The organism is Microbispora sp. GKU 823 (genome assembly GCF_002027145.1).
In the GTDB taxonomy this organism is placed as follows: Bacteria; Actinomycetota; Actinomycetes; order Streptosporangiales; family Streptosporangiaceae; genus Microbispora; species Microbispora siamensis.
Window position 1 is genome coordinate 1 of sequence record NZ_MWJN01000122.1, and the last position, 26,170, is coordinate 26,170.

Sequence of the window (26,170 nt, forward strand, 5' to 3'; positions counted from 1 at the left end):
GGCGGCGGCGGTGGTGGCGGTGGCGGTGGCGGCGACCATCGCGGCCGCGACCACGGCCGTCATCACGGTCACCATAAGGGTCACCACCGCGTTCACCACCGCGGTCACCATAAGGGTCACCATAAGGGTCACCACCGCGGTCACCACCGCGGTCACCACCACCACCACCGCCACTACCGGTAGCTCCACGAACGACGAAGACCCGCCAGGTGATCGGCTTGGCGGGTCTTCTGGGACTCATCGAATTTGATCGAGGCCTGGCTGTGCATGCTCGCGTGGGTGCGGGATGACAGGGCCGCCTCAGGCTCTTGAAGGAGCTCACCGACGTGCAGCCCGCCGATGTGCTTGCCCGCGTGAGGGCGGTGCTCGGCGATCCCCACCGCGCTCCGGGCTACATCGAGGTAGGGCCGGCTGAAGGCGGTTCGGCATCACGGCGGCAGCAACTCAGACATTCGAGTAGTCAACGCTTGTTGACCGATTGCTCCCTTCAGTCTAGGTTCGTTAAGCAGAGCCGCGTCGATGAGGGAGGCGGGATGCCCGCGACTCCGCGCGACCTGCTCGATCGCTTCCAGCAGGCGATGCTGGACTTCTCGCCTGACTCGCTTGCCGATTTGTTCGCCGATGAGGCGATCTACGAGTTCGTGTTCTGGACGCCGCATCGCGGTCCGTCGCAACGGTACGACGGGCGCGAGGAGATCCGCGCAGGCTTCAGGGCGGCATGGGGGTCGGTGTCCAAGTCACCGCTGACCGGATTTCGCGAGGTGTGCGTTCACGAGACGGCCGACGCCGAAGTGATCATCTCTGAGGGTGAGATGAACGCTGTCAATCATGCGACCGGACGGCCGTTCACCTCCCGGTTCGTGCTCGTCCTGCGCGCCCGCGACGGCCGTATCGTCCACTTGCGCGACTACTCCGACGTGCTGCGGACCGCGGCGGGGCTCGGGCGTCTGACCCAGCTCTTCGATCAGGTGCATGCCGAATCCGCGCTGTGAAAGAGGTCGTGTGGTCGCTCTTTCGAGCGCTCTGGGCCGACCGGCACAGGTGACTTCCGGGGTGGCTCCCGCGAACACGCCCATGGCCGCTCGCTTGCGGCCCTCCGTGCTCGGTCTGTGGTGCCAGTCGGTGGACGGCACAGATGGGCCGCGTGAAAACTGTTTGGCATGCGAAGGGGCGCCGTCTAGCGTGGCGCCGTGGCGACTCAGGTGATCGTTCTCAACGGCGGTTCCAGTTCGGGCAAGTCCGGGATCTCCCGGTGCCTGCAGGCGGTACTGCCGGATCCATGGCTTGCCCTCTCGGTCGACACCCTGGTCGACGCGATGCCTGCCTCCCTGAGGGCATCGGATGCGGGGATCGACTTCGCCCCGGATGGTCGGGTCGTCGTCGGGCCGGAATTCGGGAAGCTAGATGCGGCATGGACAGAGGGGATCGCCGCGATGGCCCGTGCGGGCGCTCGGCTCATCGTGGATGACGTGTTCCTGGGCGGGGCGGCGTCCCAGCAACGCTGGCAGAAGGCTCTTGCCGGACTGGAGGTGCTCTGGGTCGGTGTGAGGTGCGACAGCGCGGTCGCCGCAGGGCGAGAGATCGCCCGGGGCGACCGTGTCAGGGGGATGGCCGCGTTGCAGGCGGAAGTGGTTCACGAGGGCGTGGTCTACGACCTCGTGGTGGACACCACGCACACCGAGTCCTTGGCGTGCGCGGAGACGATCGCCACCCGGGTGCGCCGTTAGCACCGGCATTCCTGCAGTCCTTTCGTCGACCACGCCGTCCACGACAAGGCCCAGCAGGCGCCGCCCCAGACCCTCTCCCACGCGCTGGCCGACTCGCCGGCCGATCAGCTCCCGCCTGGATCGGACAGTTGCCGGCTGGTAGCAGGTCCGTCCGGATGGAAGGCCGATCGGCGCTACCGGCCGGCCAGGGACGACGCGAGCTTCAGCCAGCTCTCTAGCGTGGTGGCCGCGGCGCCGCTGTCGATGGCCAGGCGCGCGTCCTCAAGGCAGGTCGCGAAGGCGTCGCGCAGGCCGCCGCCGAAGCCGCGGTGAGCGGCGAGGGCTCCGGCCGCGTTGGCGAGGACGGCGTCACGTGCGGCACCCGCTTCACCGGCCAGGACCCGGTGGACGACCGTGGCGTTGTAGGCCGCGTCACCGCCGCGGAGCGCGTCCTGCGCGCTGCGCGCCAGACCGAAGTCGGCAGTGTCCAGCGTCTCCTGCCGGACGCCGCCGCTCTCGGTGATCCAGACGTTCGTGCGCGCGGCGGTGGTGATCTCGTCGAGGCCGTCCTGCCCGCACACGACCAGGGCGCTCGCGCCCCGTTCCGCGAGGACGTTCGCCAGGACCGGGGCGAGGGCGGGGTTGGAGGCAGCCGACGAGGGCGGCACGGGGGCTGGCGGGGTTGGTCAGCGGCGCCAGGTAGTTGACGGCGGTGGGGACGCCGAGCGCCTTGCGTACCGGACCGGCGTAACGCAGTCCCTGGTGGAAGCGCGGGGCGAAGGTGAAGCCGATGCCGACGTCGCGTACGCACCGGGCGATGTCGTCAGGTGTGAGATCGAGCGGCAGGCCCAGGGCTTCCAGGACGTCGGCGGCGCCGGCCTTGCTGGACGCCGACCGGCCGCCGTGCTTGACGACGGAGGCGCCGGCGGCGGCAACGACGATCGCCGCCATGGTGCTCACGTTCACGGTGTGGGCGCCGTCGCCACCGGTGCCGACGATGTCGACGACCTCCGCGCCGTCGACGGGCAGGGGCACGACCCGTTCCATGAGGGCGTCGAGCATGCCCCGGAGTTCCGCGGTGCTCTCACCCTTGGCCCGCAGGGCGACGAGGAACCCGGCGAGCTGAGCGGGGTCGGCCGCGTCGTCCATGACCTGCCGCATGGCCCAGCGGGTGTCGTCCGCGTCGAGGTCCTGCCCGCGCAGGAGCGTCGCGAGCAGGCGTGGCCAGGAGCGGGACGGCTCGGTCATCAAGGTCCTCTCGACATGGCACGACGACGGTCGGGCGGTGCTCCAAGCGTAGTGACCGGCACCGTGAATCGCTGACACGAACCTGACCTGGCCGAACTCCACGGATCCGCGAGCGTCACCGTTCCCGGTTCTGCCGGGGTAGCGTGGCTTGAAGATCGAGATGAGGGGCAGGGGGACGGATGCTGCCGATCGGCGAGATGCTTCGGGTGCTGAACGTGCTGGACGCCGCCGGATGTGAGGTCTGGGTCGCCGGCGGTTGGGGGATCGACGTCCTGGTCGGACGCGTCACCAGGGAACATCACGACCTCGACCTGCTCCACCGTGCCGAACAGGAGCGGCTGGTGATCGGCGAGCTGGAGTCGTGCGGGTATGCCGAGCGGCCCGGTGCGGTGCCCGGGCGGCCGGCCAGGTTCGTCATGGCCGACGGCCACGGGCACGAGCTCGATCTCCATCCGCTGCACATCGCGGAGGACGGCTCGGCCGTGCAGCACCTGGACGACCGCGGTGCGGCGCTGCACTACCCGGCCGCGGCCTTCGTCACGGGCACGATCGAGGGTGTGCGGGTGCGCTGCCTGTCCGTCGGTCAGCAGGTCTCCTTCCACCAGGGCTACGAGCCCCGCGACCGCGACCTGCACGACATGGCGAGCCTGCGTGCGGCGTTCGGCGTCACGACGCACTTCTGACCCGCCTACGCGATGCGGCGGAGGGCGAGTGGTCAGGTCGCGTACAGGAGCGACAGCGGCTGCGACGGCTTCCGATCGCCCAACTGCGTGGCGGTCCGCCCGATGTAACGGCTCAGGGACCGTGCGAGGTGCGGCTGGTCGAAGTATCCGAGCCGGTGGATCACGTCGTGGGCCGGCACGCCCTGCTGGATCAGGACCGCCGCCTGCCTGGCGCGGTCGATCTGCCGGACGGCGCCGCGCGTGAGCCCGGTCGACGCCAGGAAGCGCCGCTGCACGGTGCGTTCCGACACGTCCGGCGACGCGCCACGGAGGACCGCGGCGACGAGGGGGTCGCGCTCCACGACACCCTCACGCACCAGCCGTTGCACGAACGCCTCGGCGTTGTCCCAGTCGGGCAGATGCCAGGTGGAACCCTTCAGCCAGAAGGACCTGTGCGTCGTGTCCGGAATCTCCGCGGACCCGTCCACGAGCCGGCCGAGGGGAAGATGGGGCATCGCGGTGCCGAGGGAGAAACTGATCCCAAAGAACGTGGCGTCCTCGGGAACGGGGGCCTGGCTCGCCCTCGTCTCCGGCCCCTGGACGGAGGCGCTGACCTGGCCGCGATGCTCCCAGAAGACCAGATCCCAATGGGCCGTCGCGACCGCCGTCATCTGTTCCACGTCACGGCTGCTGCTGCGCCACACCCGCTCGATGTACGGCGAGTCGGACGATCGACTCTCGATGTCCAGGCCCATCCGGGTAACTCCTCCTGACTCGCGGAAGACTGCCATGCGGGCCGGTCCAGGCCGTATTTCCGATCATGCTACGTCCGTGGTCACCCCGACGACAGGGTAACGAGCAGGCGGCACCCAGCGGCCCGACGCCGGGGAGGTGTCCCGAGCATGACTTTCACACGGGCCTGATCCCGGTGTTGCGGATGTGCTCGTAGACGATCGACGTGCGGACGTCGGCGACTTCGGGCCGTTCGGTGAGCCTGTCGATCACGAACGCGTACAGGCTGGCGTTGTCCGGCACCGCGACGTGCACGATGAAGTCCTCCGTGCCGGTCGTCACGTAGACGCCCAGGGTGTCGGGAAGCGCGCTGACCCAGTTGCGGAATCCCTCGATGTTGCGCCGCGAGGGGGGACGCACGCGGATGGCGATGAGGGCCTGGACCGGGCGCCCGATCGCCGCCAGGTCGACGTCGAGGATCGCTCCGCGGATGACGCCACGCTGGCGGAGCGCCCGCGTGCGGTCGAGTGCAGTGGTCGGCGAGACCCCGACCGAGGCGGCGACGTCGCGGTTGGTCTTCCGTGCATCCGACTGCAGTTCCGCCAGGATCGCCTTATCAAGTTCGTCCATGCCCGCCTGGTCGCCCTTACTTCCGATACAAATACGGATTCCTTGCAGTCCTATCGTACGGATGCCTAGCATCGACGGCGTAATGCCGAACGCATGGATAGGAGCCCCGGATGGCGGCCGATGAACAGACGACCTCGGGTGTCGGGTTCGCCCCCGAGGAGATCGACCCGGCCCTCCCGACCCGGGCGGCCCGCCTGAAGTGGGTGATCGTGGTCGACCGCGACCTTCCCGCCGGCCGTGCCGTCAACGCCGCCGTCTGCGTGGCCGCGGCGACATCGACGGCGGTGACCGGGCTCCTCGGCGACGACGCGGTGGACGCCGACGGCGGCGCCCACCCCGGCCTGCCCTGGGCGGGCTGCTCGGTGCTGGCCGCGGACGCCGCCACGCTGCGCGCCGTCCGCGCCAAGGCCGCGTCGTCCGCCGGGTGCTTCGTCGCGGACATGCCCGCGGCGGCCCAGCAGACCCGGGTCTACGCCGACTACCTCGCCGCGATGAAGGAGACCGCGGCCGACGACGTCGAGTACTACGCGGTCGGCGTGGTCGGGCCGCGCAACCGGGTGGACAAGATCGTGGGAAAGCTGCCCCTGATGCCGTGACCCCGGCATGCCTGGGCGGTCAGGAGCCGGGCGCGCGCAGGTGGCGGGTGTCCACCCGGTGTCCCGCCTCCTCCAGGACGGTGATCGCCTCCTTGATCCTCGGCTCGGGCACGAGCACCAGGTCGGCGTGGAAGGTCGAGGCGACGAACACCGAGATGGCCGCCTCGGCCAACGGGCCCACGATGGCCGCCAGCATGCCCGGGACGTCCAGGTCGTGTCCGGTGCCCCCGGCGTAGAGGCCGATCCACCGGTCGCCGGACCCCGTCGGCCAGGCCTCGCGGACCACGGTGAGGCCCTCCGGGGCGCGGACGAGCGCGATCCAGTCGTCGTCTTCGGGGAACGTCGCCTGCGGCAGGTGCTGGACGGCGAACACGGACGGCACGATGCCGAGCTGCTGGGCGGCGGGTGAGGTCATGAGACGTGTGTAGCAGAGACCCCCGACAAGACGCCCGCCCAACGGCGGCCTGGGCGGTGAGCGCCTTCAGGGCCGCGGCCGGCGCGGCGACCGCGGCCCGTTCGATGGCCCGCGGTAGCGCCAGGTCTACCCCCGGATGCGCGGTCACACCACCACGCGTGCGGCAGGCTACGCCATCGCGCCGCGGAGGCGGCATCCGTACGGTCGATCCGGATCGACCACCGGGACCGCGGCCCGGTGACGACATCGTCCGGAGGGAAGACTTCTGTGCGTAGACGACTGATCATGACGGCGGTCGCCGGTGTTCAGCAGCACCAGGTGCTGCTGCGCCCCGTCGTGCAGGTCACGCTCGATGCGGCGGCGTTCGGCCTCGAACGCGTCGACCAGCCGCGTCCGAGCCGCCGAAAGCTCCTCCACCTGCCGGTTCAGCTCGGTCTGTGTCGGGCCGAGCACCCACAGGGCGAACGCCGCCTGCGCCCCGGCCAGAACGCACAACGCGTACACCGTCGCGATCGCGGCGGGCAGGCCGGCCACGGCGGCCACGGCCCACGCCTCCCCCATCGTGTCGACGACCAGCCCGCCGAGCCGGATGTCCACCGCGAGTCCGGCCGTCACGAGCAGCGGAAGGGCCAGCAGGACCAGGCAAATGAACAGGACGAACAGGCCGGCGAGATCGAGGAGGGGAAGAACGGACAGCAGACACAGGACGTAGCCCGACGCGCGCCACGTCGCGCTCTCACCCAGCCGCAGCCGCGACCAGGCCACCGCGCCGCCGGATGTCGCGGCGTGCGGACTTCTCACCGGCCCCTGACCGAGCAGCCCGAGCCGGCGTCGCTCCAGCGCCCCGATCGGCACACCCGCGAGAACGAACGCCGGGGGGAACACGATCAGCGGCACCAGGACCGGCCACGTCGCCGCGGCGAGCACGACCGTGCCGGACAGGTAGGCCAGAGACCGCCACGGCCACCGGGACGACAGGAAGACGAGCGGATTACCGGCCATCGCCCGCCACATCGAACCGCTGTTCATCACGCCGGTCACTCTACGAACAGCCGGCCTGTTGCGAACGGGAGCCAGATGGAGGGGAATGGTAGACCTGGCACCACCACGGCCGCGAACGGCCCTGCCGTCGCCCCAGGTGACGCATGCGCCGGTGATTACCGGCGCACTACTGGACCACCGCATTCACCGAAGGGACCACTCGGTGATGGAGGCGACAAGCAGCGGCCCGTCGAAGGAGTCGGGGGTGAGGGGCACCCCGGTGATCCTGGCGGCGAGCGCGAACGCCTTCGGGAGCGCGTCGTCCCACCGGGTGTCCCAGGCCGCCTTGCCGGTCGTGGCGGTCCACGGCAGCCCGACCCTGCGCATCGGCTCCTTCAGCCGATCGGGGTCGCTGCCCCAGCGGTTGACCGACGCGTGCGGAGTGAAGGCGGTGACGATCTCGCCGTCCACGGCGTACAGGAAGCTGTGCTCGGCGTAGTCGTGGCGTCCGACGGCCACCGCCTCGCATCCCTGCGCGAGGCGCGCCAGGTTCTCGCCCAGTGCCGTGTGCCAGCCGCACGGTTCGACCGCCACGCTCCACTCGCCGATCCGGGTGATGCCGACGTAACCGCCGCCGTCGCCGCCGTCGGTCTCCTCGATGAACTCCGCGACCTCGTCGTCGAGTTCGACGAGGGTCATCGAGCGGGCCGCCGCTCCGGTGGGCTCGAAACGGGCCGCGACGTCGGCGGGCTCCAACCCGTGGAAGAACGACACGCTGAAGATGTCGCCCAGCGGGTTGCGCACGTTTCCTGTCGTCGGGGCCGCCAGCCACCTGAAGGGGGCGAGAGGGTCGGGCACCTGGGCTCCCTTGGTCGTTTCGCGACATCGTGGCAGCCGCCGCCGACAAAATCGGGGGCCGAGGTCATCCGTCGCGTTCCTGTCCTCCGGCGGCGGACGCCGCCGATGTCAGGAGGATCGTGGCACGCTCCTGGAATCGGCTTGGATCTTGCTGAAACACGCGTCGTCACGGCGGAGGCACGACGGCCTTCGAGACGAGCCGGTCGCGGGCGAAGCACAGGCGGTAGGCGCGGGCGGAATCGCTCCTCACGGTGTAGTAGACGCAGTCCTGGCCGGGTGGCGGAGCCGGAGCGCCGTCCGGCGGGCCGTCCCTGGTGAACGCGGGAAGCCGGGACCGCGCGTCGTCGCGTGGTTCGCCCGCCTTCAGCCCCTCGTACGCCGCCGGGTCGAGGACCGAGAACGACGAGCTGACGAAGCTCAACGGGATCAGGAGCACGAAGATCCCGGTCAGCACGGCCACGGGAATCCCGACCGCCTGCGCCAGCCGCCGCCGCACCCGGCGCCGGGCGAGGCCCAGCTCCCGGACCGCCGTGGTCACCGGCACATCGAGACCGGCTGTTGTCCGTACGTGCTCGTGAGCCGCCTGGACGCCGGTGACGGGCAGTTCGGCGGCGACCTCGAAACCCCCGCCGTGAACCGGGCCGGCCCGCAGGACGCCGCCCGCCAGGCGCACCCGTTCCGCCAGCCCGACGAGCCCGGACCCGCCGGACGCCACACCCGTCGGGGCCGCGGCCGGAGCGGGGTCGTTGACCACGCGGAGCGTGACGACGCCGTCGTCGACGTGAGCCGAACGCGTACGGTAGCGCCGGGAGCGTGTTTGGCGGCGTTCGTCAGCGCCTCCTGGAGCACGCGGCGCACGGCGAGCGCGGTCATCGGAGGCAGGCCGTCGGTGTCGCCCAGATGGCCTCCCGGGTGGCCGTCCATGTGACCGTCCGGGTGCTCGACGACGATCGGCACGCCGGAGTCGCGGGCGCGCTCGACGATCGTCTCGACGCTCTCCTCGCGCGGCGGCACGGCGGCCCCTTCGTCGTCGTCCGCGCGCAGCACGCCGATGATCTCGCGCAGCCGTTCGGTCGCGGCCGCGGCGGCCTCGCGCAGTTCGCGTACGGCCGCCTGCTGCCGCGAGTCCAGGCCGGGGTCGAGTTCCAGGGCGCCGGCGCGCACCGCGAGGAGCGTCAGGTCGTGGCCGAGCGAGTCGTGCATGTCGCCCGCGATGCGCGCCCTCTCCCGCAGGCGGGCGCGGTCGGCGACGGCCCGCTGCTCGTGCTCCAGCCGGTCGGCGAGCAGCCAGCCCGTGCGGACCAGTTCGGCGTGCTGGCGGCGCCAGCGGCCGAGCAGCCAGGGCACCACCACCGCGAGCAGCAGCGTGATGAGCTGCGTGGGCCAGCCCCACAGGTCGCGCAGGACCAGCGCGGACAGCGGCAGCCCGGCGAGGGCGACGGTCGCGAAGAACCACAGCGCCGGCCGGGCGCTCGCCATCCGGTGCCCGGCCAGGTAGCCGAAGACCACCAGTGCCGCCCACGTCCAGACCAGGGGGCCGAACATCTGCACGTCCAGGGCCAGGCTCACCGCCACCGGTACGGCGAGCGCCGCCAGCGGCCACCTCCGGCTCACCGCCGTGGCGGCCCCGAACAGCGGCACGGCCACCGCTGCCGCCGCCACCCGCCGGGCGTCGCCGTCATCGACGGCCAGCACGACCGGCGGCGCGCACACCGCAAGCCACAGTCCGAGGTCGAGCAGACGGGACGGCCGCACCACCTCACGCTCTCCCGTCGAGCGGAGCCTCGGGCACGAGACCCGCCTCGTACGCCAGGATCGCGGCCTGGACGCGGTTGCGGAGGCCGAGACGGGTGAGGATCTGGCTGACGTATCCCTTGACCGTGCCCTCGACGAGATGCAGGCGCCGGGCGATCTCGGCGTTGGACAGGGCGGCCCCGACCAGCGCGAGCACCTCGCGCTCGCGGTCGCCGAGCTGGTCCACGAGGGCGCGGGCGGCGGCCTCCGTGCCGAGCGGGCGTGCCCGGAGGCGGGTGATGACTCGCCGGGTGACGGCGGGGGAGAGGTAGGCGCCGCCGGCGGCGACGGCGCGCACCCCCGCGATCAGTTCGCGCGGATCGCCCGACTTGAGGAGGAAACCGGACGCGCCGGAGCCGAGCGCGCTCGTCACGTAGTCGTCCTCGTTGAACGTCGTGAGCATCACGACGGCGATCTCGGGAAGGACCCGGCGCAGCTCGGCGGCGGCCCCGAGCCCGTCGAGCCGCGGCATCCGGACGTCGAGCAGGCAGATGGCGGGACGGTGTCGCAGCGCGAGGTCGACGGCCTCGTGCCCGTCGGCCGCCTCGGCGACGACCTCGATGTCGCCGGCCGTGGCCAGGATGCTCGCGATGCCGGCGCGGATCAGCGCCTCGTCGTCGGCCAGCAGGACGCGGATCATCGCGTTTTCCCTGAAATCCGGCGTACGCTCATGCCGGGACGCTATCAACGGCCCGTCGCCGGGACCGTACGGCATGGACGAGCCGGGCGGCCACGACGGCGACGGCGGCCAGCGCTCCGGTCGCGGCCCAGACGTACAGCGCGAGCCAGACGTAGGTGAGCTGGTCCAGCGTGCCCACTCGGTTCAGCAGCAGCCCGGCCAGCTCCGCCAGTCCGAAGTAGAAGGCGACCGGCAGCGCGTACGGGACCAGGCGGGCGATCGTCCGCCAGGCGGGCCGTTGGGCGCGACGCCGGGCCCAGCGGCGGGAGCGCAGCACCCCGGCCACGCCGAGGCCCAGGGTGAGCAGCGACAGGCCGCCCAGCCAGGGGTCCGCCTCCGTGGTGAAGGGCACCGCGCCCGCGTCGGGCCGTCCCTCGATCAGGTCGACCAGGCCGTCGCTGATGATCAGCGCATCGTCGCCGGAGATCATCCCGGTGTTGGTGACGACCGCGACGCCCCACCCGCTCCCGGGCAGCAGGGTCTGGGCGGAGTTGTGCGTGAGCAGCCACCCGGTGTGCCGCAGCATCGGCGCCCCTCCGGCCGTGCGCTCGGCCGACCAGCCCATGCCGTACGTGCTGCCGCCCACGCCGGACGGGGTCTGGGTGGCCGTGACGAGGTCTCGGGGGAGGGCGTCGCCGTGGCCGTTCTGCGTGATCAGCCATTTGGCCAGGTCGTTGGCGGTGCTGACGACCCCGTATGAGCCGTTGACGAACCACTTCGGGTGCGCGCGCTCGATCACCCGGCCGTACGCGCGGATGTATCCGGCGCCCGCGCCGGGCAGTTCCTCCGTGGTGTCCACCGTCCGGGTGGACGTCATGCCGAGCGGCGTGAACACCGTGGCGGCCATCAAGTCGGCGAACGGCGTCCCCGACACCACCTCGGCCAGCCGCGCCGCCACCGCGTAGTTGGGGTTGTGGTAGATCATCCTGGTGCCCGGCGCGGCGGCGAGCGGCGCGGTCCCGAGCATCGCGACGGCGCCCTTGAGGTCGTCCGGCGCGGGGAGCGTCAGCTCGGGGAAGGTCCGGTCGCTCATGCCCGAGGTCTGCTGGAGAAGCTGCCGCACGGTGATCTTCTCGGCCCGGGGATCGGCCATGGTGAACTCGGGCAGGTAACGCCGGACCGGCGCGTCGAGGTCGATCCTGCCCTCGTCGGCGAGGCGCAGCACCGCCAGGGCCGTGAACGACTTCGACAGCGAGGCGAGCGGCACGGGGGTGTCCGCGGTGATCGCCTCGCCGCCGGCCGTGTGACCGTGCCCGGCGGCGTACACGACCCGGTCGCCCTTGACGACCGTCACCACGGCGCCGGGCAGGTCCGTGCGCCGGATGTAGTCGCGTACGTACCGGTCGACGGACTCCGCGGTCAGGCCGGGCCGTCCGTCCGGGGGCGCCGCCCGTGTCGCGGCGTCCACCGCGGCGTCCACGGCCGTCGTTCCCGTCGTGAGCAGCAACACACCGGCCAGACCGGCGATCGCGGCGATCCTGCGCATGCGCACCGTGTTTCCCTCCGAGCTCTTTCCGTTCGCAGGTCACGTACGGTATGAGCGGCCGGAGGGGCGGCACAGCGGGCGATCGGAAGGTCCTCACCTGACTTTCGTCAGGTCGGGAAGCGGGCGGGTCAGCGGCGCCCGAACCACCGGAGGAAGGAGCGCTTCGGGCGCTTCGCGGGAGGAGCCGCGGGAGCGGGCTTCTTCTCGGGGACCGGATGAAGGGCCCGCCACTCGGCGGCGACCTCGTCCACGTCGATGAGCGGCTGCACGACCGGCGGGCCGGACAGGGGCCTGCGGTAGCTGTCGCGGATCTTGACGTTCATCTCCTCGACGATCCTGCGCGCCTCGGCCTCGGTGCGCGCGCCCACCGCCTCCGCCCTCGCCTCCTCGGCCTCCTTGCGGAGCGCCAGCGTCCCCGGCAGCGGGAACGACAGGTTCTCCGCGCGCATCTTCTGCTTGATCCACCACATCTCGTCGTACGGCTTGCCCTGGCCGGGGATGGGCTTGCCCGCGCCCGGCAGGTCGTCGAACTCGCCACGCTCGGTGGCTTCGCGGATCTGCCGGTCGATCCACGACTCGAAGCTCACTCCGAGGGGCTTGCGTTCGGTCACGGCCTCACCTCGCAACGACGCGGTCGGCATCCTCCTGCGAGGATAACTTTCCGGCGCAGGCGGCCCTGGTCAGGGGACCCGGAGCAGGTCCACCACCCCCGTGGTGCCCTCGTCGGCGTGGCCGTCCGCGAGCCGCCGCTCCATGAGCGTCATGAACGGCGTGAGCAGCTCCGGGCTGACCTTCTGCTCCTCGGCCGTACGCAGCAGGGTCGCGTTGCCCCGGACCATCATCGCGAGGTTGGACGTGACGTTCTTCGTGTAGTCGCCGCTGTCCAGATGCTCCGCCATCCCGTACGCGTACGGGGCCATCGCCCCCAGCCAGCTCACGACGAGGTCAGCGAAGCTCTTCGGGGGAATCTCGTCCCGGACGAGCGCGAAGGCGTGCGCCACTCCCGCGAACATGCCCGTCATCGCGCTCAGCAGCGCCACGTCGTGGAGGGCGGCGAGCCCGGGGTCCTCGCCGGTGTAGGCGGTGCCCGCGGGTACGGCCAGCGTGCCCGCGTGGGCCTCGAACACCTCGCGCGAGCCGCTGTAGAAGACGTACGCCCCGGAGCCCGGCACCCCGATCATGGGCGGGACCGCCATGACGCCGCCGTCGAGGAACCGGGCGCCGCGCTCCTCGGCCCACCGCGCGCGGGCGCGGGCCTCCTTCGGGGTGCCGGTGGTGAGGTCGACCAGGTCCTTGCCGGACAGGTCGGCCCCGGCGAGGGCGTCGTCCACCGAGGCGTGGTCCAGCAGGCAGACGACCACCAGGTCGCTCGCGGCCACGGCCTCGGCGGCGGTCGCGGCGACGCGCGCGCCCTCGCGGGCGAGGGCCTCGGCCCGGCCGGCGGTGCGGTTCCAGACGGTCAGCGGATGCCCGGCGGCGAGCCAGGCGCGGGCGAGCGCGCCGCCCATCGCGCCCAGCCCGAGAAGGGACAGCGGAGACTTCTCAGCGTTGTGTGTCATGCCGATTAGGCTGGTCACGAGCCCCGAGCCGATCAAGTACGCACTTCGAAGTGGGTGCTTACCCCGGGGTGAGCGAGCAGCCAGGAGGGGTGGACCATGCGGACCGCGCGGCGTCCGGGAGCGGCCGAATGCGGGATCGACGCGGCGATGGAGGTGATCGGCGGCAAGTGGAAGAGCTCGATCCTCTGGGCGCTGAACGAACGACCTTGCCGCTTCGGCGAGCTGCGCAGGATGCTTCCGGGCGTGACCGAGAAGGTGCTCGCCTCGCACCTGCGCGAGATGGAGACCGACGGCATCGTGCACCGCGAGGTCTACGACGAGGTGCCGCCGCACGTCGAATACTCGCTGACCCCGCTCGGCGTCACACTGAACGAGGCGCTGGCGCCGCTCGGCGTCTGGGGACGGGAACACCTCCTCGGCGGCCGGGATGATCACTGACCAGGGGAGCGTCCACAACCTCGGCCGGGTCGGTCACTGCGCCGGAGGAACCTGCGGTCCTCGCGAAGCCCTCGCATAGCGCCTAGCGAGGGTGTTCACGGACTTTGGCCGGGTCGGTCACTGCGCCGGAAGGAACCTGCGGTCCTCGCGAAGCCCGCTCCGCTCCACCCACGAAAATTCCTTCGCAAGCTCGGAATTTCCGCGGGGCCCGGGGTGGGCCTTCGCTCCGGTCCTCGCTCCCTTCCGCTCCGCTCCCTCGCTCCCGGTGAGCGGCCGGGTCTCAGGGGGTGGTCTCGTGGCCGGGCTGGCCGGGTGTGCGCCGCTGCTGCTTCAGTTCGGCCTCGTAGAGGTGGCGGCGCCCTCCGGCCAGTTCGTGGCGGGCCTGGCGTTCCAGCTCTTGGAAGGTCGCGTAGTAGCCGTCGTCGTACTCCTCGACGATCTGGAAGGTCCAGCGGCCCTGGAGGACGTTGCGGCCGATCAGCTCGCGCTCGATCCGGTCGGCCCACTTGTCGTGCCCGGCCTCCCGCAGCAGCCGTACGGCATTGTCCAGCTCGAAGTCGGCCGTACCGGTGAGCTGGTGGAAGGCGTACAGGTGGCCTCTGACCCGGTGGATCGTCTCCAGCGCCTTGCTGAGCCTGCCCAGCGCGTCGACGGTGACGTCGTCCAGCCCCTCGGGGCGGCGGTGGGCGGGATCGGGCAGGCCGGCGGGTTCCTCGCGTTCGGTCATGTCCCACCGCTTACCCCTCGCGGCGGCACCTCTATCGGTGTGAGCAGGGTGAGGACGCTCGACCGTGGGGTGCTCAACCGGCGGGCGTACCGGAGACGGACGGCTCGCCGGACGACCGGATCGCGGCCAGCGCGCGGTTCAGGTCCCGCGACGACAGCAGGAGCTTGTACATGATGAGGGCCTCGAAGAGGAGCAGCAGGGCGGCCGCGCCGATCGTGACCGGGACGACCGCGCCGAGCAGCGGGCCGACGATGAACACCGCCATCTGGAACTCGATGCCGCTGACCAGATGCGTGCGGATCCGGTGCTCGCGTAGCCACTCGCGCAGGCCGGGGTACCAGGAGAAGCGGCTGCGGAACTCCTTCTGCAGGTCCACGGCCTGCGTCAGGCGGACACTGATCTCGTCGGGGTCGTTGTTGAGGTCCCCGTGTAAGAGGTCCTCGTGCAACAGGGACGCCGGCAGCGCGGCCGAACCGGCGGACACCGACTGCTCGTAGGCCTGCCGCAGCGTGCGGCGCATCTGGCGGCGGACCTTCGCGATCTGCAGGGCGTCGACGTAGCGCAGCATGTCGAGGAACACCACTCCGATGCCGAGGAACAGGTAGATGTCCTGTCCGGTCGCGTGGTACTGCCCCCACATGAGAGCGACGGTGCAGGCCAGCACCCGGATCCGGTCGAAGACGTAGTCGAGCCAGCCACCGAGGACCGTCCCCGTCCCCTTGAGCCGCGCGATCTTCCCGTCCATGCAGTCGAGGACGAAGCTCACGTGGTAGACGGCGGCCCCGGCGACCAGCCACGGCCAATCGGCCCGCAGGAAGCACCAGGCCGAGCCGAGGCCGAGCACGAAGGCGCCCCAGGTGATCTGGTTCGGGGTGATGGACGTGCGGTTGGCGGTCGTCACGACCAACCGGCCCGCCAGGGGATCCACCAGGAAAACGGTCCACCAGGCGTCGCGCGCCTTATATGTCCGAGAGCGTACGTCATGCAGCGTGAACGTCATTTGGGGGCTTTCTGAATTGTGGAGGGATTTCGTGGGAAACGTCAGAAGTCGTCGTCCAAATCTTCCGTTTCGTCCGCGTCGTCGTCCTGGTCGAGCGCGTGCATGTCATCGCCCAGGTGCAGGTCGTCGCCCATGTCGAGCAGTGTCGCCATTTGCTGGAGGAGCATCTTAAGCATGTGTTTGCCCTTTGACCGGCGTTTCTTTCGCTACCGCTCATCAAAGCATTGCCCGGCGTCACCCGTCGACTTTTTCCACAGGCCCTCTGGGTATGTGGAATTACCCGATAAACCAAATTTCGGCTTTTTCGGGATATCTCCGTTTCGTTGCGGGGCCGACGCGGGTCAGTCGTGCCGCGCCGGCAGATCGGGCTCCTCGTCGGTCCAGCCCGCGTCCTCGTACGCGACGTAGGTGCCGACGTCCACCGTCCGGCCGTCGGCCTTCACGCCCGTGCCGCGCGTCTCCGTGGACAGGAACAGCCCGTTGCCGGGGTCGACCACCATCGTGACCTCGGTGGCCTCGTCGCCCGCCCGGTAGGTGAGGCCCTGACCGGTGCGGCCCAGCGCGTCGGTGACCTCTCCCACGGCGGTGATCCCGGGCAGCGTGGCCAGGATTCGGTAGGCCGACGCCCGCACCTCGGCGGAGACGGGCAGCCCCATGAGCATTTCGATGCAGGCTCCCTGCAGCCGGTAGTCCATCTCCTGTCGCGAGTCGGGGACCTGGTACTTCTTCGTCTGCCGGCTGACCCGTGCCTCCAGGTAGTCCCGCAACTCCTCCGTGCCGCTGGGGATGCGACCCAGCTCGGCCCAGGTGATCGGCGTCTTGGCCAGGAGCCCCGGTGAGCCGATCCACCCGCCGAGAAGCCGCCCCGCGACGGGCTCCTCCGGTGCGGAACGGACCTCCTCTTCCGGGTCGAGGTCGCCGAGGCCCTCGACGTCGTGGGGATAGCGCCATTCGCGGGGCGAACCGGCGTCGCGCCAGGCCGCCTCGTCCTCGGGGGTCGCCGGCCGCACTCCGAGAGGCCGCCTGATTCTCCAGCTCGGCCGGGCGGGGTCGCGGGCGAGCCACATCTCCCCGGACAGTCCCCTCTGGAGCAGGTAGCGACGGTCGGGCGAGAGAAACCGCTGGATGTAGCTCGTCTTCGTGCGCCAGTAGGCGCCGGCCTCGTCGGACGTCCTGGCCGTGGCAGAGGCGGCGGCGAGCAGGATCTGGCGGGCGTTCGCCGCACCGCTCGCGGCCGCGGCGGCAGGCGTTCCCGCCGATGCCCCAGTGGCGGGAGTGAGCACCACCCGGCCGCCGGATGTGACGGCCGTGGTGACGATCAGGGCGGCCGCGGCGGCCGCCCCCGCCAGCAGCGCCCCCACGGCGACCCGGCGTCCGGTGACGCGGCGCCAGGGAAAGTAGTGCCCGGGAAGGCGGCGGACGCCCCTTGCCAGGGACCGGCGCTGGCCGTTCCCGGAGCGTGCGGGCTGCGGATCCGACGGGCTGTTCTCCGGCTCGGGGTCCGCCCCGGTCCCGTGCGGGTCGCCGCCGAGCACGTACGGATCGTCCTGGGCGGCGAGGGCCAGCGCGGCCATCAGCCGGGCATGGCCCGCGTCGAAGGCCGCGGCGGTGGGTGCGGGCTCGACGAGGAGCTCGCGGACCGCGGCCAGTTCGTCGGGTTCGGAGTGCCGGGGGGAGCCCGTCCGGCGGGTCAGGTCATCCATCGGAGCCTCCGATCAGGGGGTTGACGCCTCCCAGAGCCGCGCGGAGCTTCCGGCGCACCCGGCTGAGCCGGGAACCGACGGTGCCCGCGGGGATGCCGAGGGTCTGGGAGATCTCCTCATGGCTCAGTCCGGCGATCGCGACGAGGAGCAGGACGTCGCGGTCGCGTCGGACAGCCCGGCGATCCCCGCTGCCGAGCGGCCCCTGCGCGCCCGCGGCGGTGACCCGCGCCGCCACCCGGTCCTCGTGGCCGGCATCCGCGTCGCCGTCCACCGGCGCCCGCTGGAACGCCTCCAGCCTCCGGCTCTCGCTCCTGCGGTGCTGGGCGACGAGGTTGGTGGCGATGCCGTACAACCAGGGCCGTACGGAGCCGCGGGCGGGGTCGAAGCCGTCGCGCTTGCGGAACGCGACGAGGAAGGTCTCGGCGGCGAGGTCGTCGGCGAGCTGCGTGCCGAGCCGGGCCGCCGCATAACGGTGGATCTCGCCGAAGTAGCGCTCGTACAGCGCCGCGAACAGCTCCGGCCGATGCCACGACCGCTCGATGAGCACGGCGTCGTCGAGATCCGCCGGAGCTTCCGGGGGAGCGGGCATTCGCGAGGCGTCCCTTCTGTGGGTCATCACCTCTACTCCGCCGCAGGGCCCGATCGCTTTCACGCCGGTCTTCCGAGGAGGCCCGGCCTGCTCCCCCCCGGGGCGGGTCAGGCGGCGGCGCGGGCGAGATCCGAGAGCCACCGCTCGTGGTTGGCCCGGAGCATGGGCTCCCGGTAGAAGAGCGGCAGCAGCGGGCCGGCGAGCGACTCTTCCACGGTGATCCTCGTACGCCCGCCCTCCAGCGGTTCCAGGACGTGCCGGTCCACGGCCCGGTAGCGGCCGAGGAAGGTGCCCGTCCAGGTGAGTTCCCGCTCGGGTTCGACCACGGCGAACCGCGACCGCAGGGGCACGCCGTTCAGGCGCCATCGGAAGGACGCGCCGGGACGTACGTCGCCGAGTTCGAGGATCCGGATGCGCGAGGCCCATGACGGCCACGCCCGCAGGTCGGCCATGACCGCCCAGACCCGGTCCACGGGCACGTCCACGACCAGCTGGGACGAGGAGATCAGCTGGGCGTCGGGATCCACGCGTCCCCGTGCGGCGTACTCCTCGTGCAGGACGGCCAGGGACGGACCCGAATAGAGCAGCGACATGGACGTCTCCTTGCAAGACTAGTGCTCATCAACGAGAGCAATGCTCTCTGTGGCGCGCGAGGCATGTCAAGAGCAGTGCTCTCTGAGTTGTGGTCAGGGGCCGAAAAGCAGAAGGCGCTCCCGCCCGGGTCGTACGGACCGGGGCGGGAGCGCCGTGAAGACCGGAGGGTCTATCCCTGCAGGGCGTCCTCGCCTGCGGACGGGGAGGCCGAGGGCGTGGGCGACGCCGAGGCCGAGCCGGCGGGCAGCGCGCTGCCGCGCTTCCACTGGTTCCAGCTCAGCTGCCAGTAGCTCCAGCCGTTGCGCCAGTCGAGCTTGCGCTTGGTGCCGGTGACCTCGATGACGTCACCGCGCTGGCTGATGCCGTAGAACCACTTGGCCCCCGCGGGCGTGGCGCGTACGCATCCGTGGCTCTGGTTCGACTTGCCCAGGAACTGGTAGTCGCCCGCGCTCTGGTGGACGTACTCGCCGCTGTCGGAGATCCGGACCGCCCACGGGATCTCCAGCTTGTAGTAGAGCGGGTCCTTGGGGTCGGTGACGCCGAGCCAGGACGAGGTCATCGTCTCGACCCGCTTCTTGCCCATCGCGAGGTGCACGCCGGTGGTCGTGAGGTAGACGTCGACGCCGTTGCGCGGCAGGCCGCCGCGGCCCGCGCTGATCGGGATGGTCTTGGCGAGCTTCCCGTCGCGGCGCACCTTCATCACGTGCTTCTTGGTGTCGACCACCGAGATGTTGGCGGTGCCGACGGCGAAGCGGCGCGAGACGTCCTTGGCGGCCTCGTTGCCGGGAATCTGGCTCAGCCTGGCGGTGAACAGGACCTTCTGGTGCGGCTTCCAGTAGGTCTTGGTGCGATAGACGACCTTGCGGTCGGAGACCCAGCGCCAGGCGCCCTCGACGGGCTTTTCCGCCTGGACCTGCAGCGCCGCTTCCGCGGCCGCCCTGTCGCGTACCGCGCGGTCGAAGGTGACGATGATGGGGAAACCGACGCCGACGCGCTCGACCTTCTCGCCCATGGGCGTGATGTCGGCGATGCCGAGCTTCGGCTTTCCTGCCTTGCGTGCCGTCTTGGACGCCGCGCGCGGGGCGAGTGCCGCCGCCTTGGCGCCCGGGGCCTGAGTGGCCGGAGCCTGAGTGGCCGTACCGGCCGCACCAGTGACTGATGCGGCGGGAGTCGTTGTGCCTCCCGCCGAGCAGGCCGTAGCGACGGCGATGGCGGCGACGGTCAGTGTGACGTGGGCCGCCCGCCGGAGGGTATTCACGGTCTACTCCTCATAGGGGGTGTTTCACAGCGAATTGCACTGACTTGGAACGTGCGAAACCGCTGTTTTGTGCGGCCGATTCCGTAACGATCAAGTAACGCCGGTTTGGGGTGGTGCCGTCGGCGGTGCCGTACGATCGGCCGCGTGCTGCTGATGACGCTCGACGCCCACCCCGGCGGTCCGGGGCTGTCCGCCCGCGACGACGAGGAGGCGCTGCGGATCGCCGCCGCGGCCTTCCCCGGTACGGACCCCGTCGTGGCGGTGGACGAGGACGACCCGGGCGCGCCCCTCCGCTTCCTGCGCCGCGACGTCACCGGCGCGTCGTGGCGATCCAGGCGCGTCCCCCGGTCGCCGAGGCTCTCGGCCTGCTGCCGCACCCCGAGGGCGGGTGGTATCGCGAGACGTGGCGGGCGCCGGTCTCCGTCGAGCCTCCCGGGTACGGCGGCACGCGGGCGACGGCGACGGGCATCTACTTCCTGCTCGAGCCGGGCGAGGAGTCGGTCTGGCACGCCGTGCGGTCCGACGAGGTGTGGTTGTGGCATCGGGGCGGGCCGCTGACGCTCGTGCTCGGCGGCGCCGGCGAGCGGCCCGGCCGGGAGGACGTCGTCGTCCTCGGTCCGGACGTGGAGAACGGGCAGGTCCCGCAGGCGGTGGTGCCGGCGGGCACCTGGCAGGCGGCCCGACCGGCGGGGGCCGAGGGCGTGCTGGTGAGCTGCGTCGTGTCACCCGGCTTCGACTTCGCCGACTTCACCGCGCTCTGAGCCCGATTTCATCGCCCTCTGAGCCCGAATTCGCCGCCCTCTGAGCAGGCCGCGCGGCTCTCCCGCCGCGCTCGGGGCCGAGGCCGAGACCTCAGGCGGTGGCGCCGGGGAGGCCGACCCGGTCGGGCACCTGACGGGACAGGCCGCGCAGCCACGCCTCCAGGTCGGTGGGCCACCAGCGGCCCGCGGACAGCCCGCGCAGCGTCTCCGCGACGGCGCCGGCCGAGGCGGGGCTCGGCACCACCCGGGTCGGCGCGGCCCCGGCGAGCACGCCGAGCCACCAGTGCCGCCGTGTGGGCGTCAGGCCGTCGGGGTCGAGGACGACGTAGTAGTCGGGCAGCACCAGCCGGTCGGCGCGCAGCGCGCCGAGCGCGGCCTCGACGGCGACCTCCAGGCCGCCCACCGGCGTCGTTCCGTCGAAGAAGCCGGTCCACGCCTCGCCGACCTCGCCCAGTGGATCGGCGTCGTGCAGCACGTACGTCGCGCTCGCCCGCGTGACCACGTCGGTCATCTCGGCGGGGGTCCGCTCTCCCCGGGTGATCGCCCGCACGTTGTGCAGACCGTCGAGCCCCGATATCACCTCGGCGGCCCGCTCCCCGGCCACCACGACCACTGTGCTGCTCAGCCGTCGCATACGGGAAGTCTAAGAAGCCGGGTGATAACCGTACGCGCAGGGGGGTAGAGCGAGCACGGGCAGAGCGAGCAAGTGGTAGCGGGAGGAGAACCGGGGTGCGGGACAGGGATCGCTGGGTGCTGACCGACGGCGAGTGGACCGCGAGCGCGAGCGAGCGGGACCGTACGGTCGCCGACCCGGCGACCGGGGAGCCGGTGGGCGACTTCCCCGCGGGGTGCACCGAGGACGTGGAGCGGGCGGTCGACTCGGCCCGCCGCGCCCAGCCCGGCTGGGCCCGTACGGCTCCCGCCGAGCGCGCCGCGTGCCTGCACCGGATGGCCGACAGGATCGAGGCCCGCGCGGACGAACTGGCCGAGCTGGTGACCAGGGAGATGGGCAAGCCGATCGGCGACAGCCGCGGCGGTGTGGCGGCGGGTGTCGGCACGCTCCGGCAGTACGCCGAGCTCGGGCCGCTGCACCGGGGACGGAGCCTGCAGGGCGGCTGGGACGCCACCGACCTGATGGTTCACGAGCCGCGCGGCGTGGTCGCGGTGATCACGCCGTGGAACGACCCGGTGGCCATCGCCTGCGGGCTCGTCGGCGCGGCCGTGGTGACCGGCAACACCGTCGTGCACAAGCCGTCGGAGCGCACGCCGCACACCGGGGCGCTGCTCGCCGAGCTGATGGCGGCGGAGCTGCCGCCGGGCGTGCTGACCATGGTGCCGGGCGACCGGCACCCGGGCGAGGCCCTCGCCGCGCACCCGGGCGTCGATCTCGTCGCGCACGTCGGCTCGACCGCCGCGGGCCGGGCCATCGCCGCCGTGGCCGCGCGCAGCGGCGCCACGACCCTGCTGGAGAACGGCGGCAAGGACCCGCTGATCGTGGACGCGGGTGTGGACGTGAAGTGGGCCGCGGGGCAGGCGGCGACCGGCTGCTTCGCCAACGCCGGGCAGATCTGCACCTCGGCCGAGCGCGTCTACGTCCACCGCGACCTCGCCGAGGAGTTCCTCGCCGCGCTCGTGCAGCGGGCCGAGGAGCTGCGCATGGGGCCCGGCATGGACGAGGAGACGACGCTCGGGCCGCTCGTCGACCGGGCCCAGCGCGACATCGTGGACCGGCACGTACGCGGCGCGATCGAGGCGGGGGCGCGGCTGCTGACCGGCGGATACGTGCCCGAGGGGCCGGGTGCGTTCTACCCGCCGACCGTCCTGGCCGACTGCACGGAGAACATGGACGTCATGCGCGAGGAGACGTTCGGTCCTGTCGCGGCGGTGCGGGTGGTCGAGTCGTTCGACGAGGCGCTGGAGCTGGCCCGCGAGTCGCGGTACGGCCTGGCGGCCACCGTCCTCACCCCGTCGATGGCCAACGCCCAGCGCGCATGGCGCGAGCTGCCGGTGGGCACGGTGAAGATCAACGCCGTCTTCGGCGGAGCGCCCGGCGGCGCGGCCCAGCCGTTGCGCGCCAGCGGGCACGGTTTCGGGTACGGCCCCGAGCTTCTCGACGAGATGACGCACACCAAGGTCGTGCACCTGAGCCCGCTCCCCTGAGGAACGCAGCCTTGACCCGACACTGGGCGCGAGGCGCGTGATCGGAGGCGACGCGCTGCCTACCGTCTTCCTCGTACGATCCGTGACCTCGGGGGAGACTCATGATCATCTGCTCGGCCGCCGCCGCCCTCGCCGCGACCCTGATCGCCGGACCGGTCGCGTCCGCGGACCCCGCGCCGCCCGCGGGCCCTTCCACGGGCGCCGCGGCGCCGATCGAGGCGCCGCCCGACACGGCGGTCTACAACCCCTACTACGGCCCTTCCGGCCCCGACAACGGCCCGGCGTACACGCCCGTCGCCATGCCGGTAGCCGCCGGTCCCGCTCCCCTCATGGGGCAGGCCGGTGAGCCGAAGCAGGCCGTCTATCACACGAAGGGCAAGGACGGCGTGCGGCACGACGTGTTCGTCGTCCCGATCTCGGACGACCCCTCCAAGCCGATCACGCTGCCGGACTTCGGGTTCCAGAAGTTCAAGGTGACGGACAAGCCGTACAACCCCAAGGCGAAGCAGCACAGCGGGAAGCAGCACCGGGAAATGAAGCACCGTCACGAGGGGAAGGCGCACCGCCGCCACCACCGTCACCGCTGACGGGCCCATTGGGAAAGGCCGCTTGCCCCATGGGAGCGGGACTCGCTCGGTACGGTTACCTCATGATCGCCGTACTGGACTGCCGACTCGCCGGAGAGCGCGGATGACGGCCGCGACGACCGAGACGACCGGGCAGGCGCCGTTCGACCCGGCCCGTCCGTTGATGGGCGTGGAGGAGGAGTACGTCGTCGTCGATCCCGCCACCCGGGCGGCGGCGCCGCGCGCGGGCGCGGTGATACGACGGGCCACCGCGACACTGGGCGCGCGGGCGAGCACCGAGATCACCCGGTTCCAGGTGGAGGCCAAGACCGACCCGCACGCCGGGGTGACCGGGCTGGAGGGGGACCTGCGCCGGATGCGGGAGGCGGTGGCGGCGGCCGCCCACGAGGAGGGGCTGGCGGTCGTCGCCTCGGGCACGCCCGTGCGGGGCGACGTCGTCCCGCCGCCGATCACCGAGGACCCCCGCTACGGCGTGGGCATCGAGAACTACCGCGCTCTGCACGACGAGCAGAGCATCTGCGCCGGTCACGTCCACGTCCACCTGCCGGATCGGGAACGCGCCGTGCTGGTGGGCAACCACCTGCGGCCGTGGCTGCCGGTGCTGATCGCCCTCATGGCCAACTCGCCGTTCTGGGCGGGACGGGACACCGGGTATGCGAGCTGGCGCACGCTGTGCTGGACCAAGTGGCCGGTAGCGGGCCCTCCGCCGTACTTCGCCTCTCTCGCGGAGTACGAGCGGCTGACCGGCGCGCTGGCCGAGGCGGGGGTGCTGGTGGACCCCGGGACGATCTTCTGGGACGTCCGTCCCTCGGCCAGGCTCCCGACGATCGAGGTCAGGGTGACGGACGTGCCCGCCACCGTGGCCGAGACCGCGCTGCTCGCGATGGTCGTACGCGGACTGGTGGTAACCGCGCTGGAACGAGTGGAGCGCGGCGACCCCGGGCCCGAGCCGTCGGCCGAGCTGCTGCGCGCCGCGTACTGGCAGGCGGCCAGGGACGGCCTCGACGGCCACGGCATCGACCCGCTCACCGGCGTGCGCCGGCCCGCTCGCGACCTGGCCGAGGCGCTGCTGCGGCACGTCGCCCCGGCCCTGGAGGAGACCGGCGACCTCGCCGAGGTGACCGCGCGGCTGAAGACCCTGTACGCCGTGGGCACCGGGGCGGCCCGGCAGTGGGCCGCCCACGCCCGGCGGGGCCGGACCGAGGACGTGGTGGACCACCTCGTCGCACAGCTGCTGGCCTGACTCGAAGACCCTGTTCAGGAACTCCGCTCACGACTCCCTGCTCAGCGACCGGGCAGCAGCGACTCCAGGAACGCGCGCAGCGGCTCCACGTGGCGGACGGGATCGCGCCACTGGGCCAGGAGGTCCTCCAGCAGGTGGCGCTCGGCGACCTGCTCGCGTCCGCTCCACGCCCGTACGACCGGGTGCAGGAAGGCGCTCTCGTGCGCCCGCTCGGGCACCGGATGCCGCTTGATCGCGAACACGTCGGGGTGGGCGTCCCTGGGACCCCAGCGCAGCGTGACGGTGAAGGCGAGCGGAGCGTCCCCGAAGCGTTCGACGGCGTAGTCCTCCGGCAGGTCGGCGTAGTGGGTGACCCGGCCGTCCGCCACGACGTAGACGTCGCACAGGTACTCGAACTGGGTCCACAGCGCCGAACTGTAGTTGACCCGCTCGAGCATCGCCGAGGTGAGCTGGTCGGCGTCCACCGGCAGCACCCGGTGCTCCAGCTCCACGCCCTCGTACCGCTCGGCCAGCAGGGCCGCGAGCGTGCGCAGGTTGTAGCGGAACCCGTCGATGAACGCCGACGAGGCGCGTTTGAAGTCGCGGGCCTGCATCAGCGTGCCGGCGAAGTAGAGCCCGTCGACGTTCGCCGACTGGAAGTCGGGCCGGATGGCCGGCATCCGTCCGTTCGGCGCGAGGTCGGGCAGACAGGACTCTCCGAAGATCGACCGGTCCATGGTGAACCCGGTGCAGCGCAGGACGGTGTCGTATTCGAGCACCGTGCTCTCGTCCTCGGCCAGCGTGTAGGTGATCGCCGCCTTGATCCGCTCGCCCTCGCGCCACAGCCGGTCGACCCGGCACTCCAGCACGCCGTGCAGGGTCTTGAACCAGTAGCTGTCCAGCAGCGCGCCGTACTGGCCGCGCACGTGGCCGGGGTGCTTGCTCGTCCAGGCGAGCCGTACGGGGCTGGGACTGGCGAGGTGGATCACGGCGGCGTGGCCGAGCATGGCCTGGGCGGTCTCGAACGCCGAGTTGCCCTTGCCGATGATCAGCACCCGCTGGTCCGTGAACTCCTCCCCCTGGACCGGCATGTCCTCGTAACCCCGGGCCAGCTCGATGCCGGGGATGTCCGGCACGTACGGCCTGCCCCACCCGGCCGCCACGATGACGCACTCGGCGTGCAGCACCTCGTCGGCCGTGTGCACGGCGAACAGCCCGTCCGCCTTCTCGATCCGTTCCACGGGCGTGGAGAACCGCACGTGGAGGCCGTGCTCGCGCGGGAAGTCGGTGAGATAGCGCACGAGGTCGTCGGCGTGCGGGAAGTACTCCTGCGAGTAGCGGGGGAACTGCAGGTCGGGGGAGTCGTTGAGCAGGGAGTTCCAGTCCCAGCGCAGCGCGATCTCGGGGTCCTTCTCACTGATGTGCACCTTGTTGAGCGAGATCAGCCGCCGGTGGCGGGGGTAGCGCCGGAAGAAGGCAGCCGGCTCGGCCTCGCGCTCCAGCACGAGGTAGTCGGCGCCCGCGCGGTGCAGGAAATAGGCGAGTTGCAGACCCCCGGGGCCCGCGCCGACGATCAGGTAACGGTGCGTCCGTCCGTCCGTGCGTGTGTCCGCCATCAGTGCCCGGGCTCCGCGGCGCCCTCCGTGTAACCGACTGCGACGATCTTCTCCGCCATCGCCGCGTACGCCGCCGGGTCCTCGGGGGCGAACGTGCCGAGGCCGTCGACGTACCGGTTGAACATGCAGAAGGCGGCGGCGATGAGGACGGTGTCGTGGATCTCCAGGT

The 26,170-nt window shown here is 71.7% G+C and carries 31 protein-coding genes and 1 pseudogene; 9 read left to right on the plus strand and 23 right to left on the minus strand.

The features are described from left to right. On the minus strand, positions 1-189 hold a 189-nt coding region (locus tag B1L11_RS47485; protein ID WP_179155522.1), incomplete at its 3' end, for a hypothetical protein. Between the two features lie 119 nt (positions 190-308). On the opposite strand from B1L11_RS47485, the gene B1L11_RS38615 reads away from it, so the two are divergent. Together B1L11_RS38615 and cpt are read left to right on the plus strand one after the other, a co-directional pair. Further along, positions 309-992, plus strand: coding sequence for a nuclear transport factor 2 family protein (locus B1L11_RS38615; RefSeq protein ID WP_218671564.1), 684 nt, complete (start codon positions 309-311; stop codon positions 990-992). A 198-nt stretch (positions 993-1,190) separates the two neighbouring features. Continuing rightward, positions 1,191-1,727 carry a chloramphenicol phosphotransferase CPT gene (gene cpt / locus B1L11_RS38620; RefSeq protein WP_079320196.1) on the plus strand — a complete coding sequence of 179 codons (537 nt, stop codon included), beginning with the start codon at positions 1,191-1,193 and terminating at the stop codon, positions 1,725-1,727. 173 nt (positions 1,728-1,900) lie between these two features. Here cpt and B1L11_RS54340 read toward each other — a convergent pair whose 3' ends face one another. Beyond that, positions 1,901-2,374, minus strand: a complete 474-nt coding sequence (locus tag B1L11_RS54340; protein ID WP_306291762.1) for a hypothetical protein — start codon at positions 2,372-2,374, stop codon at positions 1,901-1,903. 31 nt (positions 2,375-2,405) lie between these two features. Next, a pseudogene (gene trpD, locus B1L11_RS54345) lies at positions 2,406-2,954 on the minus strand (anthranilate phosphoribosyltransferase); the annotation flags it as partial. Positions 2,955-3,133: 179 nt separating this feature from the next. Between trpD and B1L11_RS38630 the strand changes: the two are divergent. Next, positions 3,134-3,637 (plus strand): nucleotidyltransferase domain-containing protein, encoded by a 504-nt coding sequence (locus B1L11_RS38630; RefSeq protein ID WP_079320197.1) that lies wholly within the window; start codon positions 3,134-3,136, stop codon positions 3,635-3,637. 32 nt (positions 3,638-3,669) lie between these two features. Here B1L11_RS38630 and B1L11_RS38635 read toward each other — a convergent pair whose 3' ends face one another. Together B1L11_RS38635 and B1L11_RS38640 are read right to left on the minus strand one after the other, a co-directional pair. Continuing rightward, a complete protein-coding gene (locus B1L11_RS38635) occupies positions 3,670-4,371 on the minus strand; it encodes a helix-turn-helix domain-containing protein (protein WP_079320198.1) in 702 nt (233 codons plus the stop codon). A 154-nt stretch (positions 4,372-4,525) separates the two neighbouring features. Then, complete coding sequence (locus tag B1L11_RS38640; protein WP_079320199.1) at positions 4,526-4,978, minus strand: Lrp/AsnC family transcriptional regulator; 453 nt, start codon at positions 4,976-4,978, stop codon at positions 4,526-4,528. 110 nt (positions 4,979-5,088) lie between these two features. Here B1L11_RS38640 and B1L11_RS38645 point away from each other — a divergent pair, with 110 nt between their 5' ends. Beyond that, the gene (locus tag B1L11_RS38645; protein WP_079320200.1) at positions 5,089-5,574 is read left to right on the plus strand and encodes a DUF2000 domain-containing protein; all 486 of its coding nucleotides are present in this window, start codon (positions 5,089-5,091) and stop codon (positions 5,572-5,574) included. A gap of 19 nt (positions 5,575-5,593) precedes the next feature. Here B1L11_RS38645 and B1L11_RS38650 read toward each other — a convergent pair whose 3' ends face one another. The 9 genes from B1L11_RS38650 to B1L11_RS38685 all read right to left on the minus strand — a co-directional run bounded on the left by B1L11_RS38650 (position 5,594) and on the right by B1L11_RS38685 (position 13,346). Beyond that, complete coding sequence (locus tag B1L11_RS38650; protein WP_079320201.1) at positions 5,594-5,989, minus strand: ACT domain-containing protein; 396 nt, start codon at positions 5,987-5,989, stop codon at positions 5,594-5,596. Between the two features lie 168 nt (positions 5,990-6,157). Next, positions 6,158-7,018 carry a sensor domain-containing protein gene (locus B1L11_RS53045; RefSeq protein WP_256863258.1) on the minus strand — a complete coding sequence of 287 codons (861 nt, stop codon included), beginning with the start codon at positions 7,016-7,018 and terminating at the stop codon, positions 6,158-6,160. A gap of 156 nt (positions 7,019-7,174) precedes the next feature. Then, positions 7,175-7,828, minus strand: coding sequence for a DUF6461 domain-containing protein (locus tag B1L11_RS38660; RefSeq protein ID WP_143737865.1), 654 nt, complete (start codon positions 7,826-7,828; stop codon positions 7,175-7,177). A 166-nt stretch (positions 7,829-7,994) separates the two neighbouring features. Beyond that, complete coding sequence (locus B1L11_RS49030) at positions 7,995-8,366, minus strand: hypothetical protein (RefSeq protein ID WP_218671565.1); 372 nt, start codon at positions 8,364-8,366, stop codon at positions 7,995-7,997. Continuing rightward, the gene (locus tag B1L11_RS38665; RefSeq protein ID WP_218671566.1) at positions 8,363-9,583 is read right to left on the minus strand and encodes a histidine kinase; all 1,221 of its coding nucleotides are present in this window, start codon (positions 9,581-9,583) and stop codon (positions 8,363-8,365) included. Before B1L11_RS38665 ends, B1L11_RS49030 begins: the two co-directional genes overlap by 4 nt. A 4-nt stretch (positions 9,584-9,587) precedes the next feature. Continuing rightward, a complete protein-coding gene (locus B1L11_RS38670; RefSeq protein WP_079320203.1) occupies positions 9,588-10,262 on the minus strand; it encodes a response regulator transcription factor in 675 nt (224 codons plus the stop codon). A gap of 28 nt (positions 10,263-10,290) precedes the next feature. Further along, positions 10,291-11,787 (minus strand): serine hydrolase, encoded by a 1,497-nt coding sequence (locus tag B1L11_RS38675; protein WP_079320204.1) that lies wholly within the window; start codon positions 11,785-11,787, stop codon positions 10,291-10,293. Between the two features lie 128 nt (positions 11,788-11,915). Next, positions 11,916-12,398 carry a DUF1992 domain-containing protein gene (locus tag B1L11_RS38680; RefSeq protein ID WP_079320219.1) on the minus strand — a complete coding sequence of 161 codons (483 nt, stop codon included), beginning with the start codon at positions 12,396-12,398 and terminating at the stop codon, positions 11,916-11,918. Between the two features lie 69 nt (positions 12,399-12,467). Continuing rightward, positions 12,468-13,346 (minus strand): NAD(P)-dependent oxidoreductase, encoded by an 879-nt coding sequence (locus tag B1L11_RS38685; RefSeq protein ID WP_079320205.1) that lies wholly within the window; start codon positions 13,344-13,346, stop codon positions 12,468-12,470. Positions 13,347-13,442: 96 nt separating this feature from the next. Here B1L11_RS38685 and B1L11_RS38690 point away from each other — a divergent pair, with 96 nt between their 5' ends. Next, on the plus strand, positions 13,443-13,784 hold the full coding sequence (locus B1L11_RS38690; RefSeq protein WP_079320206.1) for a helix-turn-helix domain-containing protein: 342 nt from the start codon (positions 13,443-13,445) through the stop codon (positions 13,782-13,784). Positions 13,785-14,064: 280 nt separating this feature from the next. On the opposite strand, the gene B1L11_RS38695 is transcribed toward B1L11_RS38690, so the two are convergent. The 7 genes from B1L11_RS38695 to B1L11_RS38720 form a co-directional block, all read right to left on the minus strand. Then, complete coding sequence (locus B1L11_RS38695; RefSeq protein ID WP_079320207.1) at positions 14,065-14,511, minus strand: hypothetical protein; 447 nt, start codon at positions 14,509-14,511, stop codon at positions 14,065-14,067. A gap of 73 nt (positions 14,512-14,584) precedes the next feature. Further along, positions 14,585-15,439 carry a CDP-alcohol phosphatidyltransferase family protein gene (locus tag B1L11_RS38700; protein ID WP_306291763.1) on the minus strand — a complete coding sequence of 285 codons (855 nt, stop codon included), beginning with the start codon at positions 15,437-15,439 and terminating at the stop codon, positions 14,585-14,587. Positions 15,440-15,552: 113 nt separating this feature from the next. After that, complete coding sequence (locus B1L11_RS53050) at positions 15,553-15,687, minus strand: hypothetical protein (RefSeq protein ID WP_256863256.1); 135 nt, start codon at positions 15,685-15,687, stop codon at positions 15,553-15,555. Between the two features lie 165 nt (positions 15,688-15,852). Then, positions 15,853-17,214 carry a CU044_5270 family protein gene (locus B1L11_RS38705; RefSeq protein ID WP_079320209.1) on the minus strand — a complete coding sequence of 454 codons (1,362 nt, stop codon included), beginning with the start codon at positions 17,212-17,214 and terminating at the stop codon, positions 15,853-15,855. Then, positions 17,207-17,830, minus strand: coding sequence for an RNA polymerase sigma factor (locus B1L11_RS38710; RefSeq protein ID WP_256863257.1), 624 nt, complete (start codon positions 17,828-17,830; stop codon positions 17,207-17,209). Before B1L11_RS38710 ends, B1L11_RS38705 begins: the two co-directional genes overlap by 8 nt. Positions 17,831-17,910: 80 nt before the next feature. Continuing rightward, positions 17,911-18,396 (minus strand): SRPBCC domain-containing protein, encoded by a 486-nt coding sequence (locus B1L11_RS38715; protein WP_079320211.1) that lies wholly within the window; start codon positions 18,394-18,396, stop codon positions 17,911-17,913. A gap of 170 nt (positions 18,397-18,566) precedes the next feature. After that, positions 18,567-19,655 (minus strand): L,D-transpeptidase, encoded by a 1,089-nt coding sequence (locus B1L11_RS38720; RefSeq protein WP_079320212.1) that lies wholly within the window; start codon positions 19,653-19,655, stop codon positions 18,567-18,569. A 323-nt stretch (positions 19,656-19,978) separates the two neighbouring features. Here B1L11_RS38720 and B1L11_RS38725 point away from each other — a divergent pair, with 323 nt between their 5' ends. Further along, positions 19,979-20,416 carry a cupin domain-containing protein gene (locus B1L11_RS38725; protein ID WP_079320213.1) on the plus strand — a complete coding sequence of 146 codons (438 nt, stop codon included), beginning with the start codon at positions 19,979-19,981 and terminating at the stop codon, positions 20,414-20,416. Between the two features lie 91 nt (positions 20,417-20,507). On the opposite strand, the gene B1L11_RS38730 is transcribed toward B1L11_RS38725, so the two are convergent. Continuing rightward, positions 20,508-21,050, minus strand: coding sequence for a hypothetical protein (locus B1L11_RS38730; protein WP_079320214.1), 543 nt, complete (start codon positions 21,048-21,050; stop codon positions 20,508-20,510). Between the two features lie 95 nt (positions 21,051-21,145). On the opposite strand from B1L11_RS38730, the gene B1L11_RS38735 reads away from it, so the two are divergent. From B1L11_RS38735 to B1L11_RS38745, 3 genes are all read left to right on the plus strand, one after another. After that, positions 21,146-22,576, plus strand: a complete 1,431-nt coding sequence (locus B1L11_RS38735; protein ID WP_218671568.1) for an aldehyde dehydrogenase — start codon at positions 21,146-21,148, stop codon at positions 22,574-22,576. Positions 22,577-22,677: 101 nt separating this feature from the next. Then, positions 22,678-23,163 (plus strand): hypothetical protein, encoded by a 486-nt coding sequence (locus B1L11_RS38740; RefSeq protein WP_079320215.1) that lies wholly within the window; start codon positions 22,678-22,680, stop codon positions 23,161-23,163. A 103-nt stretch (positions 23,164-23,266) separates the two neighbouring features. After that, positions 23,267-24,406 carry a glutamate--cysteine ligase gene (locus B1L11_RS38745; protein WP_079320216.1) on the plus strand — a complete coding sequence of 380 codons (1,140 nt, stop codon included), beginning with the start codon at positions 23,267-23,269 and terminating at the stop codon, positions 24,404-24,406. Between the two features lie 41 nt (positions 24,407-24,447). On the opposite strand, the gene B1L11_RS38750 is transcribed toward B1L11_RS38745, so the two are convergent. Beyond that, positions 24,448-26,001 carry an NAD(P)-binding domain-containing protein gene (locus B1L11_RS38750; RefSeq protein ID WP_079320217.1) on the minus strand — a complete coding sequence of 518 codons (1,554 nt, stop codon included), beginning with the start codon at positions 25,999-26,001 and terminating at the stop codon, positions 24,448-24,450. Positions 26,002-26,170 lie beyond the last annotated feature (169 nt).